Here is a 20,601-nt window from a genome sequence, read left to right on the forward strand (position 1 = left end):
TTAATACCAACGTTTTTTATTTTTCTTTGAATTCTCTGATTTACGAGAATTGGCGTTTTTATTTTTATTGCGATAGTCTTTTTTAGGGGCAGCTTCTCCTTTTTTGGGATCTTCTTTCCAAGGGAAAGGATGATCCGTAACCGTTTTAGGTTGAGTACGCGTAAATTTTACGATATCTTCCCAATATTTTTTTTCTGATTTATCACAAAAAGAAATGGCTAATCCTTCATTACCCGCTCGTCCTGTTCGCCCAATACGGTGCACAAAAGTTTCTGGAATATTCGGTAAATCGTAATTGATAACAATAGGCAAGGAATCAATGTCAATTCCCCTTGCTGCGATATCTGTAGCCACTAATACTTTTGTTTCTTTTTTCTTAAAACTATCTAGGGCTTCTTGTCTTAAATTTTGCGATTTATCTCCGTGAAATGCAGCTGCGTTTACGCCGTTTTTTTCCAAGGCTTCTACTACAGCATCAGCTCCGTGTTTGGTACGAGTAAAAACCAAAACATCACTTAATTTTTGATTGCGAATAAGGTGATATAATAATTTTTTCTTTTCTCCTTTTTCTACAAAGTACACTTGTTGTTTGACTGTTTTGGCACTAGATGAAATAGCATCAACAGCTACGTATTCTGGTTTTTTCAAGAAGTTGTGTGCTAATTCTCGTATAGGTAGGGGCATAGTAGCCGAAAACAAGAGTGTTTGTCTGGTGTCTGGTGTTACTTGGATGAGTTTTTTTACATCGTCAATGAACCCCATATCCAGCATTAAATCTGCTTCGTCTAAGACCAAACAGTGCACATGATCTAAATTGAGGTGTTTTTGTTTGTATAAATCCAACAAACGCCCTGGAGTACCAATGATAATATCGGCTCCTTTGTTTAATTGTTCAATTTGAGGTTTACTCGATACACCTCCATAAATGGTCATGAGCGTTGCATTGGTGTATTTGGCGTAAAGTGTAAAGTTATCTGCAATTTGCTGTGCTAATTCTCGGGTAGGAGTAACTACTAATACACGAGCATTTTTTGTGCGTTTGGTATTGCCTAAGCGATGAAGATAATGTAAAATAGGCATGGCAAAAGCGGCGGTTTTTCCCGTTCCTGTTTGGGCACAACCAATAACGTCCTTTTCTTGTAGGACTAAGGGAATTACCTTTTCTTGAATAGGAGTAGGGGATTGATAGTCCAGTTCCTCAATGGCGCGTAGAATATTTTTATTTAACTGTAAATCTTCAAATGTCATAATCGCTATTTATTATATCCTGCAAAGGTACGCGATTTGAAGAGAACTAGCGAAATACCGTCTTAAAAAGGTAGAACTAATAGGATTAAATTATTGTTTGTTAGTTTATTAACTAGGATTGGAGAGTAAGGCGAGTTGAATTTCTTCCACGGTTGCTCTTTCCTTCACGGCTTCAATCGTTAAAGTTAATAAATTACTGCTCGGATTTGCAACTGCTTCCGTCAAACGAGTTAAAGTTTCCTCTACTTTTTGCGTATTGCGTTGTGCTTTTGTAATTGCTAAGCGTTTTATTTGTTCTTCATCAACAGCAAGTGCTGTTGTCTGGGTATTTTGTTTTTGAATGTCCTGCTCTTCTTGAGGTGTAATATCTTCCATAGAGGTAATATCTTCTAGTATATTCCAAGCTTTCTCGGCAAGTGCTAGTGTTGTGTGTTCTACATAGTAACTTCCTGCCCAAGGGTCTACAGTCTTGGTTGCTTTCATTTCGCTTTGGATAAATTGATGTAATTGTAAAGCAGTATGTTCACCATAAGCTGGGTGATCAAAAGCGATAGCAAGTGCTTGTGTTCCTCCAAAAATGGCTGCAGTTGAGGCTGTCGTAACCCGTGTTAAATCGTTGTTTATCTCCTTTCCCCAAAGTTCCGTTTGGGTCTGAATTTTCAAGGCTAGGGATTGTTCATTCTTTGGATGAAAAGATTGAATCAACCTAGACCAAACCAAACGAGTCGCTCTCATCTTGGCTATTTCCATGAAGTAATTGACACCTGCATACCAAGAAAATGTAAATTGTGAAGCAATATAGTCTATGGGAATTTGGTTATTTATTCCCGTTTGAATATAAGTTAGCCCTTGAGCTAGACTATACGCAATTTCTTGATCTGCCGTAAAATTCCCCTTTTTTAAGTGTTGATTCGAAAGAGATAATACTTTAAAATGAGGCATATATCGATAGGTGTAATTTAAACTATCAAGAATAGCTTTTTGTAAAGAAGGTGTTGACTCAACGGTAAAATCGAGTGCATCGTACTGTAAGTTTCCGCGTAAAAGCTTTGTTTCTATGCCTTGTTCTTGTGCAGCAACAATATACATAGCCAATAGTGGTAACAAGGCTTCATTGGTGCGAATCGTTGCGCATATCTCCGGTAAAGGAAGTTGATCGAAGAGTATTTTTACATCTTCAACAGTGTAAATAGTAAGTCCACCTGCAGAAGTAGAAGACGATAAATCAAAAAGAAGATTTTTTTGACCGAGTGCTATCTGTTTGCGATAAGAACTATTGGCAGTTTCTACTTGGTTTGTAGCAGGAATCAGTTGAATTTGCCATGGTTGTAGTACATACATCAAAGGAGATATTCCTCTGACATAAGGAGCAAAACCAGCAGCAAAATCCATAGCTTCTAAAGCTTCAACATCTACTTCTGTGTATTTTTTTTGGATGACCATGCCATCTATGGTCGTGGTCGAAGAGGAAGTTGATGCTGTACTCAGTGAAACAGAATCCAAGTTTAAATGTTGTAAATCCTTTCTTTTCATACGTGTGACACTTATTTAGTTTCCTCTGTTAATCTTTTCTGTTCTATGTTTTCAGCTAAGCGTTTTTCAATTAGTGGTACAATCAGCGTTTTACGAGGGTTTTGCTTGACAAAAGGATATAATTCTATTTGAGTATGAAGCTGTTCTTTAGCACTTGCTAAGACATTAATTCCAACTAATACCTCTTGATTAATTTGAAAGAGTTCTTGTTCCTTTGTTGCTGATTCATTGATTTTACGCTGAATCGTTCCTTGGTGCAAAGAGGTGATAAAACCTTCCGCTTTTTCAATTTGTTTGAAAATGTCCAATGCTTTTTCTGCCATTTGCTTTGTGAGATAATCCAGGTAATATGATCCTTCAGTAGGATTATCCACTGCATGAGAATAGCTTTCTTCTTTGAATATTAACAATTGATTTCTAGCCATTTGTTGACTGGAAAAATTGTCTTTTCGATACAAAGTATCATAAGGTAAATTAGCAATATAATCAGCCCCACCTAAAATAGCACTCATACACTCTGATGCTGTGCGCATGTGATTCATCTTTGAAGCGTAAATGGTTTTGTTTCGCTTGGTTGGTGTTGCAATGATTTTAATATCGAGCTGATGTTCCTCGTACTCCTGGCCAATTAAATCAAAAAGTAAACGCATGGCTTTGAGTTTGGCTATTTCGAAAAAATAATTTGATCCCAAGGCTACCTCAACAAAAATTGGCTGTTTGATGACAGGTAGTCGATTGAGATACTCATTCAAATGACTACAAGCATAGGCTATTTGTTGTATGTGATTCGCTCCTGCATTTTGATAGACCTGAGTATCAATAACGAGTTGTACCGATTGATGTGTGCGAATAAGTGATTCAACACTATTGAAATCTTGAGTGATATTGTGAAACCAATTACCATCTGTAACTAATTGATGAATAGGGTCAACAAGGAAATGAATATGATATTGTTTTTGCTCAGCCCATTGGGCAATGCGTTTGAGGTAGGCTTCATCTAAAAAGGCACATCTAAAAAAATAAACCCCTTGTTGAGGTAGAGCAAGAAGTAGTTGAATCAAATCAATCTCGGCATGAGGAACTGTAAAATAAAGACTTTCCGTTCCTTTTTGTAAAGAGGTTAGCGCATTTTGGATTGATTTTTCTACTTCGTGTATGTAAATCGGTTGTAGAATGCTCCACTGTGTTGTTTGTGTAGGAATAGTCAGCATTTCACGATCCTCTGCATGATAAAAAGGACGCACTTTAATGCCTTCCAAACTTTCCCAAACTAGGGTTGTAGTATAATCGGCTCCCTGAAGTTCATATTGTATTCTATTTTTCCATTGTTTGGATGGAATGGAATAAAATGGCTCGAAAAGTTGATGATTCATAGTACTAAGACGTCAGGTTTATTGAGAAGATAAGGTATCAAATTCAATGATAAAAATATCTTCATTATCTCGCTTCATATAATATTTTTCTCTCGCGTATTTTTCTGTTGCATCTCCATCTTTTAGATTTTTGATGGCTTGCTTATCCTTGTCTATTTCACTTTGGAAATAGTCCCTTCTCTCTTCCAATTTGTCTATCTCTTGATCAATGGTGTGATGTTCAATAAGAGAGTAACTATCAAAGAAAATAATCCAAACAATAAAGCCAACAGTGATTAAAAAAAACGGGTTTTTCACTATTCGGATAAATCTCAGTTTGCGAAGCATGCTTTTTGAATCCATTGGCTTGATTGTTGTTTAATGGTATAAAGTTAACCTATTTTCTCATTAATTACAGTACGAACAATGTCAATTGCTACAGTATTGTACGTATCATTGGGAATAATGATATCAGCATAAGCTTTTGAAGGCTCAATAAACTGATCGTGCATGGGTTTTAATGTATTTTGATAGCGGTTTAAAACCTCAATCATATCGCGTCCACGTTCCGCAATATCGCGTTTTAATCGTCGAATTAAACGCTCGTCAGAATCGGCATGAACAAAAATCTTAATATCACATAATTCACGTAATTCGGGATTACACAAAATTAAAATCCCCTCTACAATCATTACTTTTCGAGGATGAGTCAATACATAATCGTCTGTTCTGTTGTGTTTGACAAAAGAATACACGGGTTGGTTTACGCTTTTTCCTTCTTTTAAGTCTTTCAAATGTTGAACCAATAAATCAAAGTCAATAGATCTCGGATGGTCAAAATTGATTAAAGTTCGCTCCTCTAAACTAAGATTGTCTGTCGCTTTGTAATACGAGTCTTGTGATATAATACCTACTTCTGTTTCAGGTAGTTCGTTCATGATTTGGTGAACTACGGTAGTTTTTCCACTTCCTGTACCGCCTGCAATTCCAATAATTAACATGTTTGCTTCTATATTTTCAGCAAAAATAAACATTAATCAAAGAGGGGAAAAACATTTTTTGAGATTCGTATTTAGTTCTTCTTTTTTATAGCAAAAAACAGAGGAACTTAAGACCTTAGGGGATAAAAGAAGGATTGTATTGGATGAATGACAGTATATAATGTTATTTATACTTAATCTAATTTAAAAAAGCTATATTTGTTCTTCAACAAAAGACAAAAGCAATAGTTTATTATAAATAAATAGAGATATATGGCGAAGAAAACGGTAGATCGAGGAATATTTACGCTGAAAGAAAGAACGTATATTACTCCACATTATATACGCATTACCTTAGAAGGAAAAGATACTCAAAAGTTTGACCGCACAACCATAGGGGTAAATAATAAAATATTTTTAGCTCCAGAGGGATGCGATCGCGTTTATTTACCTGAATTTGATTTTGAGAAAGGACAATGGGTTCCGATGGATGAGGCTATTCGTCCGAGTGTTAGAACCTATACTCATCGAGGAATAGATTTAGAAAAAAATGAGTTGTATGTTGATTTTGTTGCACATGGAGATGAAGGACCTGCATCGAGATGGGCTATTCAGGCACCCATTGGTGCAGAATTAGGAGTGGCAATGGGAACAGAACCTTCTGAATTATATCCTGTAGCTGCTCGTTATATTTTAGTAGGAGATGCCACTGCAATTCCTGTTTTGGGTTCGATTTTAGAAGATTTGCCAGCCAATGTGCAGGTAAAAGCTTTTATTGAAGTAGAGACACAAGAAGATATTCAGTCTTTAGAAACAAAAGCTCAATCTGATATTGAATGGATTATTAATCCAACACCAGGTCAAAATACAAGATTAGCAGAAAAAGCATTGGCTTATATTGAAGAACAAGGCGAAATGGAATCCAAATTCGCCTATGTAGCGGCAGAATTTTCCAATGTAAAATTGTTGCGTAACTATTTGCGCAAAGAGAAAAATTGGACGAAAGACGAGTTGTACGCGTATTCTTACTGGAAGTTTGGAAAAGCAGAAAATGTGTCCGAAGCTGATCGTCGTGCTGAAAAAGCAAGTTTAGACTAACAATAAAATGCAATACTCCATACATGTTGTTATTGTCATTACAAAAGGTAAATTCACTATTCAATACCTTTAATTAAATCGGAAAAGCGAGGGTAATATCCCTCGTTTTTTTTGTTTATCGCATTTTGAAGGAATGGATTTTTAAAATCAAGTTAAATCTACAAGATGAATTAAATTATTTAGTTTGATAAGAAATATTATTTCTTACCTTTGTCGGCTGAAATAAAAATTCAAATCATTTTAAGTTCTTTAGTAGCATGTTAAATCGAAGACACATTCGTATCAAGGTTATGCAGACGCTTTATGCACTGCACCAAAGTAATTCTGACCAAATTCAAACGGGTGAGAAATTTTTAAACCACAGCATGGATAGTATACAAGAGTTGTATTTATTGATGCTAACCCTCCTGATAGAAATTCGAAAAAAAGAAGAAGAATATATCGAAATTTCTCAGAAAAAACATTTAGCTACTTACGAAGAACGCAATCCAAACAAGAAATTTATCGAAAACCAAGTACTCGAATTGTTGAGTAATTCTACTTCTATTAGCAATAAAGTGGAAGAACGCAATATGACGTATTGGCAACGTAAAGATCACTATGTTCAATTGGTATTGGATGAAATCAAAGCGAGTCAATTGTACAACGATTACATGAAATCAACAACGCGTTCTTTTCAAGCAGATCAAGATTTTATCGTAGATGTTTACACGGAAATCATTGCGCCAAATGAGAAATTGTATGACTTTTTAGAAGATACAAAATTAACTTGGGTAGACGATTTACCAGTGGTAAATACATTGATTCAGAAGCAATTGAGACAGTTGAAGAATGTAGAACAAGCTTTTTTTGTTCCTAAAGTTTTCAAAGATGCAGAAGATAAAGATTTTGCTCAAGATTTGTTCCGTAGAACGTTTTTAAATGGTAGTGAACTAGCGAAAGAATACGATGGTAAAACGCCAAATTGGGATACAGAGCGTATTGCTGCTATCGATATTGTCGTTTTAAAAATGGCGATTTGTGAGATGTTGCGATTCTCATCTATTCCGGTAAAAGTGACAATAAATGAATATTTAGAGGTGGTGAAAGAGTATTCTACACCAAAAAGTAGTATATTTATCAACGGTATCCTTGATAATATTTCGAAAGAACTTGAAGCTCAAGGGCGATTGAATAAAATTGGGAAAGGACTTTTATAAGACGAATTAACCATAATAACTATAATTGAATGAAAAAAGTATTTATGTTGTCTTGCGTTGCTTTATTAACGATGACAGCTTGTAAAAAGAATGATGCGTCAAGTCGTATTAGTGAAGATAATATAGCTAAAGTAGAACAAGAGGCTATGGATAAAAAAACGCAAGGTAGTTCAAAAATGGAATTTACGTCACTTGTGCATGATTTTGGAACAATAGGCAATAATGAGGCTGTAGAGACAGAATTTGAATTTACAAATACAGGAAATGCAGATTTAGTTATTATTGATGCTCGTGCAACTTGTGGATGTACTGTGCCAGAATACCAAAAAACACCAATTAAACCAGGAGAAAAATCAAAATTAAAAGTTAGATTTCAAACTGGAGCAGTTGGACAACAACAAAAAACAGTTACTTTAACAACGAATACAGAAAAAGGAGAAGAGTTATTGACAATCAAAGCGAACGTTTCTCCAGCAAACTAATTTTTTAATACTTATATTTATGGAAGGTATACAACAATTTTTACCTATGATTTTCATCTTTGTTGCGATCTATTTCTTTATGATTCGCCCGCAACAAAAGAAAATGAAACAAGAAAAAGCATACGAGGCTAGTCTTAAAGTAGGAGATCGTATCGTAACTAAATCAGGTTTACACGGAAGAATTGGGGAGTTAAATGAATTAACAGTTGTTGTAGAAACAATGGCAGGAAAACTTTTAATGGAGCGTTCTGCTATTTCTATGGAAATGAGTCAAAAACTTCAAGAGAAAAAATAATTATACGACGTATAATACATAATAAAATAGGCATTGCGAAAGCAATGCCTTATTTTTTGTATTTATCGTGGAGACCTGCACCTATTCGTATTAGTGGAATGGCCTTTTCAATGCGACTGATTTGAGTAGCTTCTCTTTTGGCTTCTTTAAAATATTGAAGGTATTCTTTCTGTTTATAAGGAGTTAGCGCATTGAATTTTGTATTTAAATCGGCATCTTCTTCTAATTTTCGATTGAATAACTCAATAAAGATAGTCTGCGGTTCCTCTTTGGGTAAACTGCGTTTTTGCTTGGCAATGGCGATGGCTTCCTCTACATATTGCTGGATTAAGGCTACATCAATTTCAGCTGCTGAGGTAAATCTCCATTGGCGTAATCCTTTGGTTTTTCCTTCTTGCGCATTGATGAGTTTCTCATGAGAATCTTGCATAAAGACCCCTTTGTAAAACCAAATGCTGAAATAATTTTTAAAACCACCCGCTGCAACGACCATTTCATTGTTGTGGTAATAAATATTCGTTCCCCATTTAAACCGCATTTCTAAATCCATACTTTGAAAGAGGGCTTCAATCGTTTTAAGTTCAGCTTCCCATTGCATCATTAGTTCTTTTTAATTGAGTCAAAATACAAAATTAAATCAATTAATCGAGAGGAATATCCAATCTCATTGTCATACCATCCCACGACTTTAACCATGCGATCAATCACAGAAGTTAGCTGGGCATCAAAGAGACAAGAGTGAGTATTGCCAATGATATCTACCGACACAATAGGATCCTCTGTGTACGCTAAAATACCTTTTAGTTCATTTTCTGCTGCGTCTTTGAAGGCTTGGTTGATTTCTTCAATGGTGATTTCTCTTTTGACATAACAAGTAATATCTGTTAAGGATCCATCGGGAACGGGAACGCGAATTCCTCCACCCCCAATTTTTCCTTCGTATTCCGGGAAAATCTTCGTTAAGGCTTTGGCAGCACCTGTGGTTGTTGGAACAATGGATTGTGCTGCTCCGCGTGCTCTTCTCAAGTCTTTATGTGGTTGGTCGTGTAAACTTTGATCTGTCGTATACGAGTGCACTGTGGTGATATAGGCTTGTTCCATCCCACATAGTTTCTGGATGATTTTCACCATAGGAGCAGCATTGTTTGTCGTACAACTTGCGTTGGAAATAATCAATTCCTCTCCAGTTAAAATCTGCTCATTAACCCCTAAAACGATGGTTTTGATTTCATTGTCTTCAGGTGGTACAGATAGAATGACGCGTTTTGCTCCTTGTTTAAGGTGCTCTTCTAAGAGTGCCGTAGTTTTTCGCTTACCTGTTGCTTCTATAACGTAATCGATGTCTAAGTGAGCCCAAGGCAAATCTGCGATAGCCTTTGAACGGAAATAAGGTATTTTCTGTTGATTGATAATTAGGTGATTGTCATCACACGAAACATCCGCTTGTAAGATACCGTGAATACTGTCGTATTTGACTAAATGCGCCATGGTTTGCACATCCGCTAAATCGTTTATAGCAACAACTTCAATGACGGGATGATTGAGCAATAATTTAAAGAGATTTCGACCAATACGTCCAAATCCATTAATTGCAACTTTAATTTTTTTCATTGGTTGTAAAAGAAGATGGTCGCCAAACAGCGACCATCAATATTATAATTATAAAATATGTTTTTGAGCTTTGTATGATGAACGTACAAGTGCACCACTTTCAACGTGTCTGAATCCTAATTCTAATCCGATTTCTTCGTATTTTTTGAACTGTTCAGGTGTGATGAATTCTTTTACGGGTAAGTGTTTTTTGCTCGGTTGCAAATATTGACCAATCGTTAAAACATCTAATCCAACTCCTTTTAAGTCGTGCATGGTTTGAATAACTTCTTCTTCTGTTTCACCTAATCCAAGCATAATTCCCGATTTAGTACGCTTAGCACCATTGTCTTTTAAATATTTTAGCACGGCTAAACTGCGGTCGTATTTAGCTTGAATTCGAACTTCTCTCGTTAAGCGACGAACGGTTTCCATATTGTGTGAAATCACTTCTGGTGCCACTTCTAAGATACGATCTAATAAACGCTCTTCTCCTTGGAAGTCAGGAATTAGTGTTTCCATTGTTGTTCCTGGACTAATACGACGAACGGCTTTCACTGTTTCAGACCAAATGATAGATCCTCCATCTTTTAAATCGTCTCGGTCAACACTTGTGATTACAGCGTGTTTGATATTCATTAACTTAATAGATCGTGCTACTTTGTCTGGTTCATCCCAATCCACTGTTTCTGGACGCCCTGTTTTTACTCCACAGAAACCACATGAACGCGTACAGATATTACCTAAAATCATAAATGTAGCTGTACCTTCTCCCCAACATTCTCCCATATTCGGACAACTACCCGAGGTACAGATGGTATGTAATTTATACTTATCCACCAATCCTCTTAATTCAGTATATTTTTTACCTGTAGGCAATTTTACACGTAACCATTTCGGTTTGGCCTGTGGTTGTATATTTTTGTCTAAGATTGTATCCATACTTTCATTTTATCAAAGTACAAATATACTGAAATCTTCTCTTTTATCTTTGGTTTTTTCGGAATTATAAAATGGATTGGATTCCTAGTATACACTTGGGTTTCTTGTTGTTTTTTGAGGATATTCTTGATGAAATATTCCAATTAAATGCAAAGTAGAGTAGAATAAAATCAAATTTTTATGGCGATGTACGCTCGAATGTGTACTTTTGAGTGTATAAAAGAATGCTATGGGATTATTTAATTGGCTGAAAAAAGACAAGCCTCAACCAGAAAAAGAAACACCAACTTCAACAGAAAAAGAGGATAGCCTTTTATTGGCGATGCCTATGTTTGAAAGGGGGGCGAAGTACAGTATTGAGGCTGTATTGAATAACTTACACCAGGAGTGGGGATATGAAGTCGAAGGAACAGATTATGATGATACAACAGCTGTATTGACGGTAGATGGAACCATGTTTGCTATTGCTTTTATGCCAGCGGCCATTCCAGCAGAAGATATTCAAAATACAGCCCAGTATGCGTATAACTGGAAGACGGTTTTAGATGATATTCAAGATGTCGATAGTCATGCCATTGTTTCTGTATTGAGCGGACCGATGGATAATGTAGCGCGACATTTGCTGCTTTCTCGTATTTTATATGCCATTATAGCTACAACGCCTAACTGTGTTGGAGTATATCAAGGCAGTCAAACCTTGCTTATTCCACGTGAGCAGTATTTAGACTATTATGACGAATTGAAAGAAGGAAAAGTAGTTGTTCCTTTATGGGTATATATTGGAGTACGCAGTACAGAAGAGGGGAATAGTGTTTATACTTATGGTTTGTCTGATTTTGGTAAACAAGAATTAGAAGTGGTTAACTCTACACTAGAATTAGAGGAATTGTATTCTTTCTTAGTGAATATTTGTTCTTATGTCATAGGGAGTGATGTCGTATTTAAACATGGTGAAACGTTGGGATATACGGCAGAACAAAAGATTAATATTACTTCTTCTAAAGGCGTATTCTTAGCAGGAGAAACGTTGAAATTAGAGATGTAACATACAAAACGCCATTCTTGGATGAGAATGGCGTTTTTCTTTTCCTATTAGTTCAAATAAAAAAATAGCAAAAGTGTTTTTATTGAAATAGGAGAGAAATGCAAGTCTCTTTTATTGGTTGATAATAAAAGAGAAATAATGTTGTGCAATATGGGGTAAAAGTGAAAAATACCTAGGGATACGATGTTTTTATAACTAAAAAAATCAAAGCGCAAAAATAGAAAATATTAAAAAATAAAAGGCTTGCTTGGTTAAAAGATAGAGGAAACCTATATTTGGTATTAAATATTTATACAAACGTAAAAGAAATGGAAGATAATCTGAAGTTAACACCAGCAGATAAATTAATTGCTCCTGTTAGTAAATTCATGCAAAAATCTACATCAGGTGGGATTATATTGTTTATCGCTGCTTTGATTGCCATCTTTATGGCTAATTCTGCTTGGGCAGATCAATACAATGCTTTTTGGGAAGAAAATCACATCGCTTTTTCATTTAATGATTTTTCATTGAATCACTCGTTAAAACATTGGGTGAACGATGGATTGATGGCTATTTTCTTCTTTGTTGTTGGTTTGGAATTGAAAAGAGAGTTAACAACAGGGGAATTATCCTCTCCTAAAAAAGCAATGTTGCCTATTATTGCTGCTATTGGAGGAATGGTTGTTCCGGCTTCTATTTACGCTATTTTTAATGCAGGAACAGATGCTGCTCATGGATGGGGAATTCCCATGGCAACGGATATCGCTTTTGCTTTGGGTGTGCTTTATTTACTAGGAGATAAGGTACCCACTTCATTAAAAGTTTTCTTGACAGCTCTAGCGATTGCAGACGATTTAGGAGCTGTATTAGTGATTGCTATTTTTTATACAGAGCAATTATCCTTAATTAACTTAGGTATTGGATTGGGCTTTTTTGGACTATTGATTATCAGTAATTTACTGGGAATTCGCAATACGATTTACTATGCGATTATCGGTATTGGTGGAATTTGGTTAGCCTTTATGTTGTCTGGGGTTCACGCTACGATTGCTGCTGTTTTAGCTGCTTTTGCGATTCCGTCTACAGCTAAAATTCACGAGCCTTTTTTCCGCAAAAAATTAGAACAACTAAAAAATAAATTCAACAGCATCGATCCAGATGATAAGATTCCAACCTTGACAGGAGATCAGATGGATTGTGTAGGTGAGATACAAGATTTAGCTAAAAATAGTTTACCGCCAGCGATTCGCTTAGAACACAGCATGCACAATTTTGTAGCATTCTTTGTTATGCCTGTATTTGCTTTAGCCAATGCTGCTATTCCTATTAGTATGGGTGGAGGTGAAGGAGTAAGTGCCGTAACTTTAGGGGTTGCTTTAGGCTTGTTGGTAGGAAAAGTCTTGGGTGTTTTTGGCCTAACAGCTTTAATTATCAAATTTGGTGTGGCAAAAATGCCAACAGGAATGACCTATAAAAACTTATTCGGTTTAGGACTGTTAGCCTCCATTGGTTTTACGATGTCTCTATTCGTAACAGAATTAGCCTTTGATATCAATCTACATCCAGAGTTTCCTGGTCAAGCAAAATTGGGAATTTTAATCGCTTCTGGTCTAGGGGGATTATTGGGATTCATCGTGCTGAGTTTGGCAGGTAAATCAAAGAAATAAAATAAAATACAATAAAAAAGCCGAAGAGGATGTCTTCGGCTTTTTCTATTTAGTTATCTTTCTTTTTCTTAGCTGCGCGTTTAGCGTCAACAGCGCGATTTCTTGGTTTTGTTTTTCTCGGTTTTCTCTTTCCTGGTCCACCAAGATTAACTTTGGTATTCTTTTCTTTTTTCGCGTGAAAAGCAGCTCCTTTTTCAAGTGGTTTTTTCGATTTAACTAATTGCTTTGCTTTTAGTTTCGATTGCTCAAATTCCATTAGTTTATCTGAAATCTCAACTTCTGCAGGAATTTCAATTTCTCTTAGTTCTTTTTCCATTAGCGTTTCTGCTTCTAAAAGCATTTCTTCTTCTTTTGGATCAACAAGAGAGATGGCAATACCCTTTTTGTCTGCACGTCCTGTACGCCCAATACGGTGAATGTATTGTTCAGGTATGTCAGTAAACTGTAAGTTGACAACGTGACTAATATCTGATATATCAAGACCACGAGACATAATGTCGGTGGTTAACAATCCTCTTAATTCACTGGCTTGAAATTCCGCCATGGAACGCATACGGAAATTTTGCGATTTGTTGGAGTGAATCACCGTAAATTCATCAGGGAATGCTTCTTCTAATTGAGTCATAACAACATCAGCTAAACGCTTGCTATTGATGAAAATTAATACGCGATTGAATGTTTCCTTATCTTTCAACAAGTGAATTAAAACGTTCATCTTAGTGTAGAAATTGGGAACGCGATAAACTTGTTGATCAATTTTTTCTAAAGGAGTTCCTGAAGCAGCTAAAGATACCTCTTCAGGGAAGTCGAAAAAGTCTTCCAATACCTCATCTACCTCTTCAGTCATGGTTGCAGAAAACAAAATATTTTGTCTTTTGCTGCGCATCATCGCAAGGATGGAAGTCAGTTGAGTTCTGAATCCTAAGTTTAATATTTCGTCAAATTCGTCAATGACTAGCTTTTGTAAATTGTCAAAACGCAGTACACCATCAAGGGCTAAGTCCATCATACGACCTGGTGTTCCTACGAGGATATCCACCCCGTCATAAACGGCTTTGCGTTGGGTGTTAATATTAGTTCCTCCATAAACGCCTAAAGAGCGAATCGACATATACTGCGTTAGTTTATTCACTTCCTCCACAACTTGAACCACTAATTCACGAGTTGGTACAATAATAACAACGCGTGGAGTGTCCACGTGGGCAAATTTCCATTGTTTTAAAATGGGAAGTAAATAAGCATAAGTTTTACCTGTACCTGTTTGTGCAATCCCCATTACATCTCTTCCTGATAAAATAACAGGAAATGATTTGGATTGAATAGGCGTAGGCGTAGTAATTTGAAGCTCATCTAGGGCTTTTTGTAAAGCTTTCGGTAGATTAAATTGCTCGAAAGTATGCATAAAATATCTTATTTGGACAAAGATACGTTTTTTTATGCTTGTAGTAAGTATTGGAATACAATTGGATAAAGGACAACCTTAAAAAATTACAGAATTTTTTTGATGACACGTAATTTATGGGTGTGTTTTCCTGAATCTACATTGTAAATTCCCAAATGGTCTAAGCGGTCGATGCGCACTTTACCATGGGCGTGAATGATGTAGTTGTTTTCCATAATAATTCCAACATGGATGATATTTCCCTCCGCATTGTCAAAAAAGGCTAAATCTCCAGCTTCACTTTCTTCAATAAAACTCAAGGCTTCTCCTATGGTTGCTTGTTGAGAGGCGTCTCGTGGAATTATATGACCATTGATTTTATATACCATCTGCGTGAAACCAGAACAATCAATGCCAAAAGGTGTTTTTCCTCCCCATAAGTATGGCGCATTCAAATACATAAAGGCCGTTTTTACAAATTGACTTTTGGTGAAAGTTCCTGTAATGGAGCGTCCTTCAAAGGCGAATTTTAGAGGGTTTGTGGAAGCGTGTTTTAAGACGTTGAGGTTGCTCCCAAGTGGAATAGACATCAGTTGATTGTCTGAAGAATGTAAAAATTCTACAAAATCACCTGCGTAAATTGGAGCGGTTTGGTTTAATGTATCGTATTCACTTTTGGAAATGATTTGCAATTGTTTGTTGTCAATCCATCCTTGGTATTGATCAAAAGCCAGCTCAATCTTAGACCATTTCTCGGTTTGCTCGAGTATTGTAAACAATTCTCCAAACAGCAGTTGAGATACCAATTCACTTTTATCACTAGGTTCTGCGCGTAGGGGAACAATCGAAAGGTTACAATAAGCAAACATCATATAGGGTATTTGTATTAAAGTGCAAAAATAAAGATGAGTTTGAAGAAATCAAACCCATCTTTTATTAATCTTATTAAAAATCTTGATCTTGAATTAAGCTCTTTCAATCACAATAGCAGAAGCACCACCACCACCATTACAGATAGCTGCAGCACCAATCTTCGCATTGTTTTGTTCTAAAACGCTTAATAAAGTAACAACGATACGCGCTCCTGAACATCCTAGAGGGTGTCCTAAAGACACAGCACCACCGTTTACGTTGATTTTGTCTGTGCTTAAATTTAAAAGCTTAGCATTTGCTAATCCTACTACAGAGAAAGCCTCGTTGAATTCGAAGAAATCAACGTCAGAAATAGCTAAGTTTGCTTTTTTCAATGCAATAGGCAATGCTTTTGCAGGTGCAGTTGTAAACCAAATAGGCTCTTGTGCAGCATCTGCATAACTTCTGATGTAAGCTAGTGGCTTTAATCCTAAGTCTTTTGCTTTTTCTTCACTCATTAATACTACAGCAGCAGCACCATCATTGATGGTAGAAGCATTAGCAGCAGTAACCGTTCCTTCTTTGGTGAAAGCTGGACGTAATCCTGTGATTTTGTCCAATTTTACGTTTGAATATTCTTCGTCTTTCGAAACGATGATTGGTTCTCCTCTTCTTTGAGGAACTTCTACAGGAACAATTTCCATGTCGAATTTTCCTTCTTCCCAAGCTTTAGCAGAACGCTCATACGATTGAATAGCGAAAGCATCTTGCTCTTCTCTTGTGATATTGTGTACGCTTGCTGTGTTATCTGCAGCTACACCCATTGCTTGGTTGTCATACGCATCAACAAGACCGTCATTTTGCAATCCGTCAACTAATGTTGTAGGACCAAATTTTTGCCCGTTTCTCATGTGTACGTAGTGTGGAATTAAACTCATGTTTTCCATACCACCCGCAACAACTACCTCAGCATCTCCAGACATAATCGCTTGTGCACCTTGCATGATGGCTTTCATTCCTGAAGCACAAACTTTATTAACTGTAGTACAAGGAACATTATTGCTTAATCCAGCGTAAATAGCTGCTTGACGAGCTGGAGCTTGTCCAACACCTGCCTGAACAACGTTACCCATGATTACTTCGTCAACTAAATTTACGTCTAAATTAACTTTATCAATAGCGCCTTTAATTGCAGCAGCTCCCAATCGCGTTGCAGGAACTGTAGATAATGAACCTAAGAAGCTCCCAATTGGTGTTCTAGCAGCAGATACAATTACTACTCTTTTACTCATAATAAATAGTGTTTATCAATCCTCTACTAACGATAGATTAGATGACAACTTAGAAATACAGACAATTTGATATTGTGGTAATGTTGTCACACAAGCTATTCGCGTTTGCGGATAATTAGTTAGATATTTTTTGATTCTATGTGAAGGACAAATATACATTATAAATTTATTTGGTCGAATTGTCTGGAGGAAATAATCGGGTATATTAACATTAATCGAGAGAAAAGGTCTTTTTTGAATTTGAATGAAGGGGGTAGAGAAGCAGAAGTTGGAGGATAAATGAGGTCTTTCGAAAAGTTTTTTCATTTTATATTGAAAAAAATAAAAAAAATATGAGGTTGTATCTCCTTGATAGATAATTGATTTGTTGTGGGGGTCTGTTTTTTTTAAATTTTTCTCGCATAAATATTTGGAAACAACGAAAACTCGTGCTACTTTTGCATCCGCAATACAGAAGATAACTCTTCTTTAAAGCAACGGAGAGGTGCCGGAGTGGTAACGGAGCAGATTGCTAATCTGTCGACTGGTAACGGTCGCCAGGGTTCGAGTCCCTGTCTCTCCGCTTCTTCGGGGTGTAGCGTAGCCCGGTCATCGCGCCTGGTTTGGGACCAGGAGGTCGCAGGTTCGAATCCTGCCACCCCGACCACTACAAGTAGTGTAGGGTCCAATAGCTCAGCTGGATAGAGCAACTGCCTTCTAAGCAGTAGGTCTCAGGTTCGAATCCTGATTGGATCACATAAAAAGCCTTAGCATATGCTGAGGCTTTTTTTGTTGTTTTGCTTTTTTGAGTAAATCTTTTTTTTGGATCAGTTCAAAAGTTGAGGACTATGCAAAAGTTTAGATAGTCTACATAGGAAAAAGGCCAAACCGTTAATCATTTCCCAGTCAAGTTCCAAAGTAAGGGGAATGACTAAAGAAATAATAGTACCTTTATCCTGCTCTAATTGAGAAGTCTTCATGAGATAGCATACCTTCAAGCAATAAGATTTGTCTTAAACGAATAAGTCCAGATGAATATAATAACACTTCCTACTGACCTGAATCTCGATCAATCTAAACCCATTCAAATTTTTGATTATCGCAGTTCCATGGAAATCGATCGTCAACAAATCGTATTGAATCAGCATACCTTCAGTTTCTTGCTTGAAGGAATCAAAGAAGTAGTATTTGATGATGGAGTACAAGCTATTGATTCCGCTTATTTTCTCTTGATGAAATCTGGACATTGTTTAATGACGGAGAAGTTATCTGAAGGCAAAAATTATAGCAGTGTATTGTTGTTTTTTTCTAATGAGGCCATTCAAAAGTTTGTTCAAAAAGTGGAGTTAGATTCCAATCCGTCTTTTGAGTATCCGTCGATTCATTCCTTTCAATATGATGATTTTATTCGTCGATTTGTAAAAAGCTTACTCGATGTAAATAAATTATCAAAAGAAATTCAACTGCGATTGTTAGAAGTGAAATTCGAAGAAATTATGTGGTATCTCCTTGAAAAGTATGGAAGGGGATTGCTTTACTCTTTGCTCTCTACAAATGATAATAGTACACTAAAGTTTATTCGTACCATAGAAAGTAATATACATTGTAAACTGACTATCAAAGAACTCGCTTTTTTGTGCAATATGAGTATCTCGACTTTCAAAAGAACCTTTGAAAAGCAATATGGAGAATCTCCAATGAAATGGTTTCAGAACAAGCGATTGGAATATGCACATTATTTGTTGCATTTTGAAAAGAAAACGGCTACAGAGATTTATTTAGATATGGGATATGAAAACCTGTCTAGTTTTATTCAAGCCTATAAAAATAAGTATGGAATTACCCCAAAACAACATCAGAAGAATTGAGCTTTTAGCAATAGTTTTTGAATGAATGTCAAAACTCTTCCTTTAGGTTCCAGATTACCTTTGTTTTAAATTTTTAAGTAAGCTAAAATGAAAAAAACACAGTTAATTGTATGGGTAATCTCACTAGTATCAACCTTGGGATTTGCACAAAATACCTTTACCTTATCGAGTAAAGATTTGGGAGGTTCAGGAACTAAAACAATGGAATTTAATGGATTCGGTTGTTCAGGGGATAATCAATCGCCTCAATTAAGTTGGGAAAATGCTCCAGAAGGAACGAAAAGCTTTGCGGTTACGATGTATGATCCCGATGCTCCAACAGGAAGTGGATTTTGGCATTGGGTGGTATTTGATATTCCTTCAAATGTGAATGAATTAGTTGGCAATGCAGGAAATGTCAGTTTGAATTTGGCACCTAAAGGAGCTATTCAAAGTACGACCGATTATGGAATCAAAGGGTTTGGTGGACCTTGCCCACCAGAAGGACACGGGTTTCATCAATATATCATTACCGTTTATGCATTAAAAACAGCTACATTGGGACTTGATTCGAATGCAAACCCAGCTTATGTTGGTTTTAATTTGTGGAATCAAACCTTAGCAAAAGCAAGTATTATAGCCTATTATAAGCGATGACATAGAAACGTATTACGCACAAAAAGAGTCTTCAAAAATCGAAGACTCTTTTTGTATTTTTAGTATTATTCCAAAATGGAACAGATTGTTTCTTCTGGTGTATACGTAATTTCTTTCTTTGTCGTACCTGTTGTTTTCCCCCATTTTGCAATTGCCTCAAGTAAAGGGATAAGTGTTTGTCCAAAAGCAGTTAATTCATATTCTACTTTTAAAGGCGGTTTATTGGTATAAACGGTACGATTGATTAAGCCATGTTCTTCCATTTCTTTTAATTGTAAGCTCAAGGTGCGTTCCGTAATCATGGGAATGGCCTTTCTCAATTCATTATAACGTTTTTTTTCTATTAAATGAATGAGTATGACCGCTTTCCATTTACCGCCTATGTATCTCATTGTTAAGCTTGTACTGCAAGGGAATTCTTGATTGTCTATCGTATACATCTGTTACTATCCTTTTTGACCGTTCTTGCAAAGATAATTTACTATACATAAGTTTGCAACTATAAAAAGTATAGTATTAATTCTAAATCCATTTTATATGAATTTTTTAGATCTTGCCCAACGCAGATATGCTACGAAAAAGTATGATGTGACAAAAAAGATTGCACCAGAGCAAATAGAAGAATTGAAAAATATCCTTCGATTAAGTCCGTCTTCCATTAATAGTCAACCATGGAAATTTACGTTTGTTACGGATGAAAAAGTAAAAGCTGAATTAGCTGCACAGTCGTATACCAATGAAAATTCCATTAATACGGTTGGATTAGTTGTTGTGTTTAGTGTGATGGACGATTTGGAGCACTTTGAACAGCACAATATTTCTGTTTTACCCGAAGGTTGGGTGAAGGGATTCTATGAACCTTTGGTTCGATCTCGTGGAGATCAAGCCACAAAATCCTGGATGGAAAATCAAGTGTATCTTTCCTTAGGGTATTTTCTGTCTGCTTGTATGAGTTTAGGACTAGATGCAACGCCGATGGAAGGAATCAATCGTCAAGAGTATAAAACGATATTGAAACAAGAGGGATATGCTCCTTTATTTGCGGTTACGGTTGGTTATGCTGATCTAACGGACCCTATGCATCCAAGCGTTTTACCTAAGTCTCGTTTTGCTTTGGAGGAAGTGATTGAATCGATTTAAAAACAAAAAAGGGTGACCTTTTTAGGACACCCTTGTATTT

At 36.3% G+C, this 20,601-nt stretch carries 21 protein-coding genes and 3 tRNA genes; 12 read left to right on the forward strand and 12 right to left on the reverse strand.

The window, feature by feature from the left end; all coding sequences use genetic code 11:
• The 5 genes from HX004_RS09820 to udk form a co-directional block, all read right to left on the reverse strand.
• Complete coding sequence (locus HX004_RS09820; protein WP_286442318.1) at positions 1-1,248, reverse strand: DEAD/DEAH box helicase; 1,248 nt, start codon at positions 1,246-1,248, stop codon at positions 1-3.
• Positions 1,249-1,356: 108 nt separating this feature from the next.
• A complete protein-coding gene (locus HX004_RS09825) occupies positions 1,357-2,781 on the reverse strand; it encodes a methylmalonyl-CoA mutase family protein (RefSeq protein WP_286442319.1) in 1,425 nt (474 codons plus the stop codon).
• Positions 2,782-2,792: 11 nt separating this feature from the next.
• Positions 2,793-4,154, reverse strand: coding sequence for a methylmalonyl-CoA mutase family protein (locus tag HX004_RS09830; RefSeq protein WP_286442320.1), 1,362 nt, complete (start codon positions 4,152-4,154; stop codon positions 2,793-2,795).
• 18 nt (positions 4,155-4,172) lie between these two features.
• The gene (locus HX004_RS09835; RefSeq protein WP_286442321.1) at positions 4,173-4,496 is read right to left on the reverse strand and encodes an FtsB family cell division protein; all 324 of its coding nucleotides are present in this window, start codon (positions 4,494-4,496) and stop codon (positions 4,173-4,175) included.
• A gap of 29 nt (positions 4,497-4,525) precedes the next feature.
• Complete coding sequence (gene udk, locus HX004_RS09840; protein ID WP_286442323.1) at positions 4,526-5,134, reverse strand: uridine kinase; 609 nt, start codon at positions 5,132-5,134, stop codon at positions 4,526-4,528.
• Positions 5,135-5,386: 252 nt separating this feature from the next.
• On the opposite strand from udk, the gene HX004_RS09845 reads away from it, so the two are divergent.
• From HX004_RS09845 to yajC, 4 genes are all read left to right on the forward strand, one after another.
• Positions 5,387-6,211 (forward strand): siderophore-interacting protein, encoded by an 825-nt coding sequence (locus HX004_RS09845; protein ID WP_286442324.1) that lies wholly within the window; start codon positions 5,387-5,389, stop codon positions 6,209-6,211.
• Positions 6,212-6,468: 257 nt separating this feature from the next.
• Positions 6,469-7,410, forward strand: a complete 942-nt coding sequence (nusB, locus tag HX004_RS09850) for a transcription antitermination factor NusB (protein ID WP_286442325.1) — start codon at positions 6,469-6,471, stop codon at positions 7,408-7,410.
• Between the two features lie 29 nt (positions 7,411-7,439).
• The gene (locus HX004_RS09855; RefSeq protein ID WP_286442326.1) at positions 7,440-7,892 is read left to right on the forward strand and encodes a DUF1573 domain-containing protein; all 453 of its coding nucleotides are present in this window, start codon (positions 7,440-7,442) and stop codon (positions 7,890-7,892) included.
• 19 nt (positions 7,893-7,911) lie between these two features.
• Entirely contained in the window at positions 7,912-8,187 is a 276-nt protein-coding gene (gene yajC, locus HX004_RS09860; RefSeq protein WP_286442327.1) for a preprotein translocase subunit YajC, read from the forward strand.
• A 49-nt stretch (positions 8,188-8,236) separates the two neighbouring features.
• Here yajC and HX004_RS09865 read toward each other — a convergent pair whose 3' ends face one another.
• The 3 genes from HX004_RS09865 to lipA are packed head-to-tail and all read right to left on the reverse strand — an operon-like array spanning position 8,237 to position 10,719.
• Positions 8,237-8,788: a YdeI/OmpD-associated family protein gene (locus HX004_RS09865; RefSeq protein WP_286442328.1), complete on the reverse strand. Its 552-nt coding sequence runs from the start codon at positions 8,786-8,788 to the stop codon at positions 8,237-8,239.
• Positions 8,788-9,798: a type I glyceraldehyde-3-phosphate dehydrogenase gene (gene gap, locus HX004_RS09870; RefSeq protein WP_286442329.1), complete on the reverse strand. Its 1,011-nt coding sequence runs from the start codon at positions 9,796-9,798 to the stop codon at positions 8,788-8,790. Before gap ends, HX004_RS09865 begins: the two co-directional genes overlap by 1 nt.
• Positions 9,799-9,846: 48 nt before the next feature.
• A complete protein-coding gene (lipA, locus tag HX004_RS09875; RefSeq protein WP_286442330.1) occupies positions 9,847-10,719 on the reverse strand; it encodes a lipoyl synthase in 873 nt (290 codons plus the stop codon).
• Between the two features lie 229 nt (positions 10,720-10,948).
• Between lipA and HX004_RS09880 the strand changes: the two genes are divergently transcribed.
• Complete coding sequence (locus tag HX004_RS09880; protein ID WP_286442331.1) at positions 10,949-11,764, forward strand: DUF4261 domain-containing protein; 816 nt, start codon at positions 10,949-10,951, stop codon at positions 11,762-11,764.
• Positions 11,765-12,072: 308 nt separating this feature from the next.
• Positions 12,073-13,413 (forward strand): Na+/H+ antiporter NhaA, encoded by a 1,341-nt coding sequence (gene nhaA / locus HX004_RS09885; protein WP_286442332.1) that lies wholly within the window; start codon positions 12,073-12,075, stop codon positions 13,411-13,413.
• A gap of 49 nt (positions 13,414-13,462) precedes the next feature.
• On the opposite strand, the gene HX004_RS09890 is transcribed toward nhaA, so the two are convergent.
• The 3 genes from HX004_RS09890 to HX004_RS09900 form a co-directional block, all read right to left on the reverse strand.
• Positions 13,463-14,815, reverse strand: a complete 1,353-nt coding sequence (locus HX004_RS09890) for a DEAD/DEAH box helicase (RefSeq protein ID WP_286442333.1) — start codon at positions 14,813-14,815, stop codon at positions 13,463-13,465.
• A gap of 86 nt (positions 14,816-14,901) precedes the next feature.
• Entirely contained in the window at positions 14,902-15,663 is a 762-nt protein-coding gene (locus tag HX004_RS09895; protein ID WP_286442447.1) for a C40 family peptidase, read from the reverse strand.
• A gap of 96 nt (positions 15,664-15,759) precedes the next feature.
• Positions 15,760-16,938 (reverse strand): acetyl-CoA C-acyltransferase, encoded by a 1,179-nt coding sequence (locus HX004_RS09900; protein WP_286442334.1) that lies wholly within the window; start codon positions 16,936-16,938, stop codon positions 15,760-15,762.
• A 478-nt stretch (positions 16,939-17,416) separates the two neighbouring features.
• On the opposite strand from HX004_RS09900, the gene HX004_RS09905 reads away from it, so the two are divergent.
• The 5 genes from HX004_RS09905 (at position 17,417) to HX004_RS09925 (ending at position 19,421) form a co-directional block, all read left to right on the forward strand.
• A tRNA-Ser gene (locus HX004_RS09905) sits at positions 17,417-17,500 on the forward strand.
• A gap of 6 nt (positions 17,501-17,506) precedes the next feature.
• Positions 17,507-17,584: transfer RNA gene (locus HX004_RS09910), tRNA-Pro, on the forward strand.
• Positions 17,585-17,599: 15 nt separating this feature from the next.
• Positions 17,600-17,673 (forward strand) — tRNA-Arg (locus HX004_RS09915).
• 275 nt (positions 17,674-17,948) lie between these two features.
• Positions 17,949-18,785, forward strand: a complete 837-nt coding sequence (locus HX004_RS09920; protein WP_286442335.1) for a helix-turn-helix domain-containing protein — start codon at positions 17,949-17,951, stop codon at positions 18,783-18,785.
• An 87-nt stretch (positions 18,786-18,872) separates the two neighbouring features.
• Entirely contained in the window at positions 18,873-19,421 is a 549-nt protein-coding gene (locus tag HX004_RS09925; protein ID WP_286442336.1) for a YbhB/YbcL family Raf kinase inhibitor-like protein, read from the forward strand.
• A 65-nt stretch (positions 19,422-19,486) separates the two neighbouring features.
• Here HX004_RS09925 and HX004_RS09930 read toward each other — a convergent pair whose 3' ends face one another.
• Positions 19,487-19,861 (reverse strand): winged helix-turn-helix transcriptional regulator, encoded by a 375-nt coding sequence (locus tag HX004_RS09930; protein WP_286442337.1) that lies wholly within the window; start codon positions 19,859-19,861, stop codon positions 19,487-19,489.
• A 97-nt stretch (positions 19,862-19,958) separates the two neighbouring features.
• Here HX004_RS09930 and HX004_RS09935 point away from each other — a divergent pair, with 97 nt between their 5' ends.
• Positions 19,959-20,561, forward strand: coding sequence for a nitroreductase family protein (locus tag HX004_RS09935; RefSeq protein WP_286442338.1), 603 nt, complete (start codon positions 19,959-19,961; stop codon positions 20,559-20,561).
• Positions 20,562-20,601: the final 40 nt, after the last annotated feature.

Source organism: Myroides sp. 1354 (genome assembly GCF_030324495.1).
In the GTDB taxonomy this organism is placed as follows: Bacteria; Bacteroidota; Bacteroidia; order Flavobacteriales; family Flavobacteriaceae; genus Flavobacterium.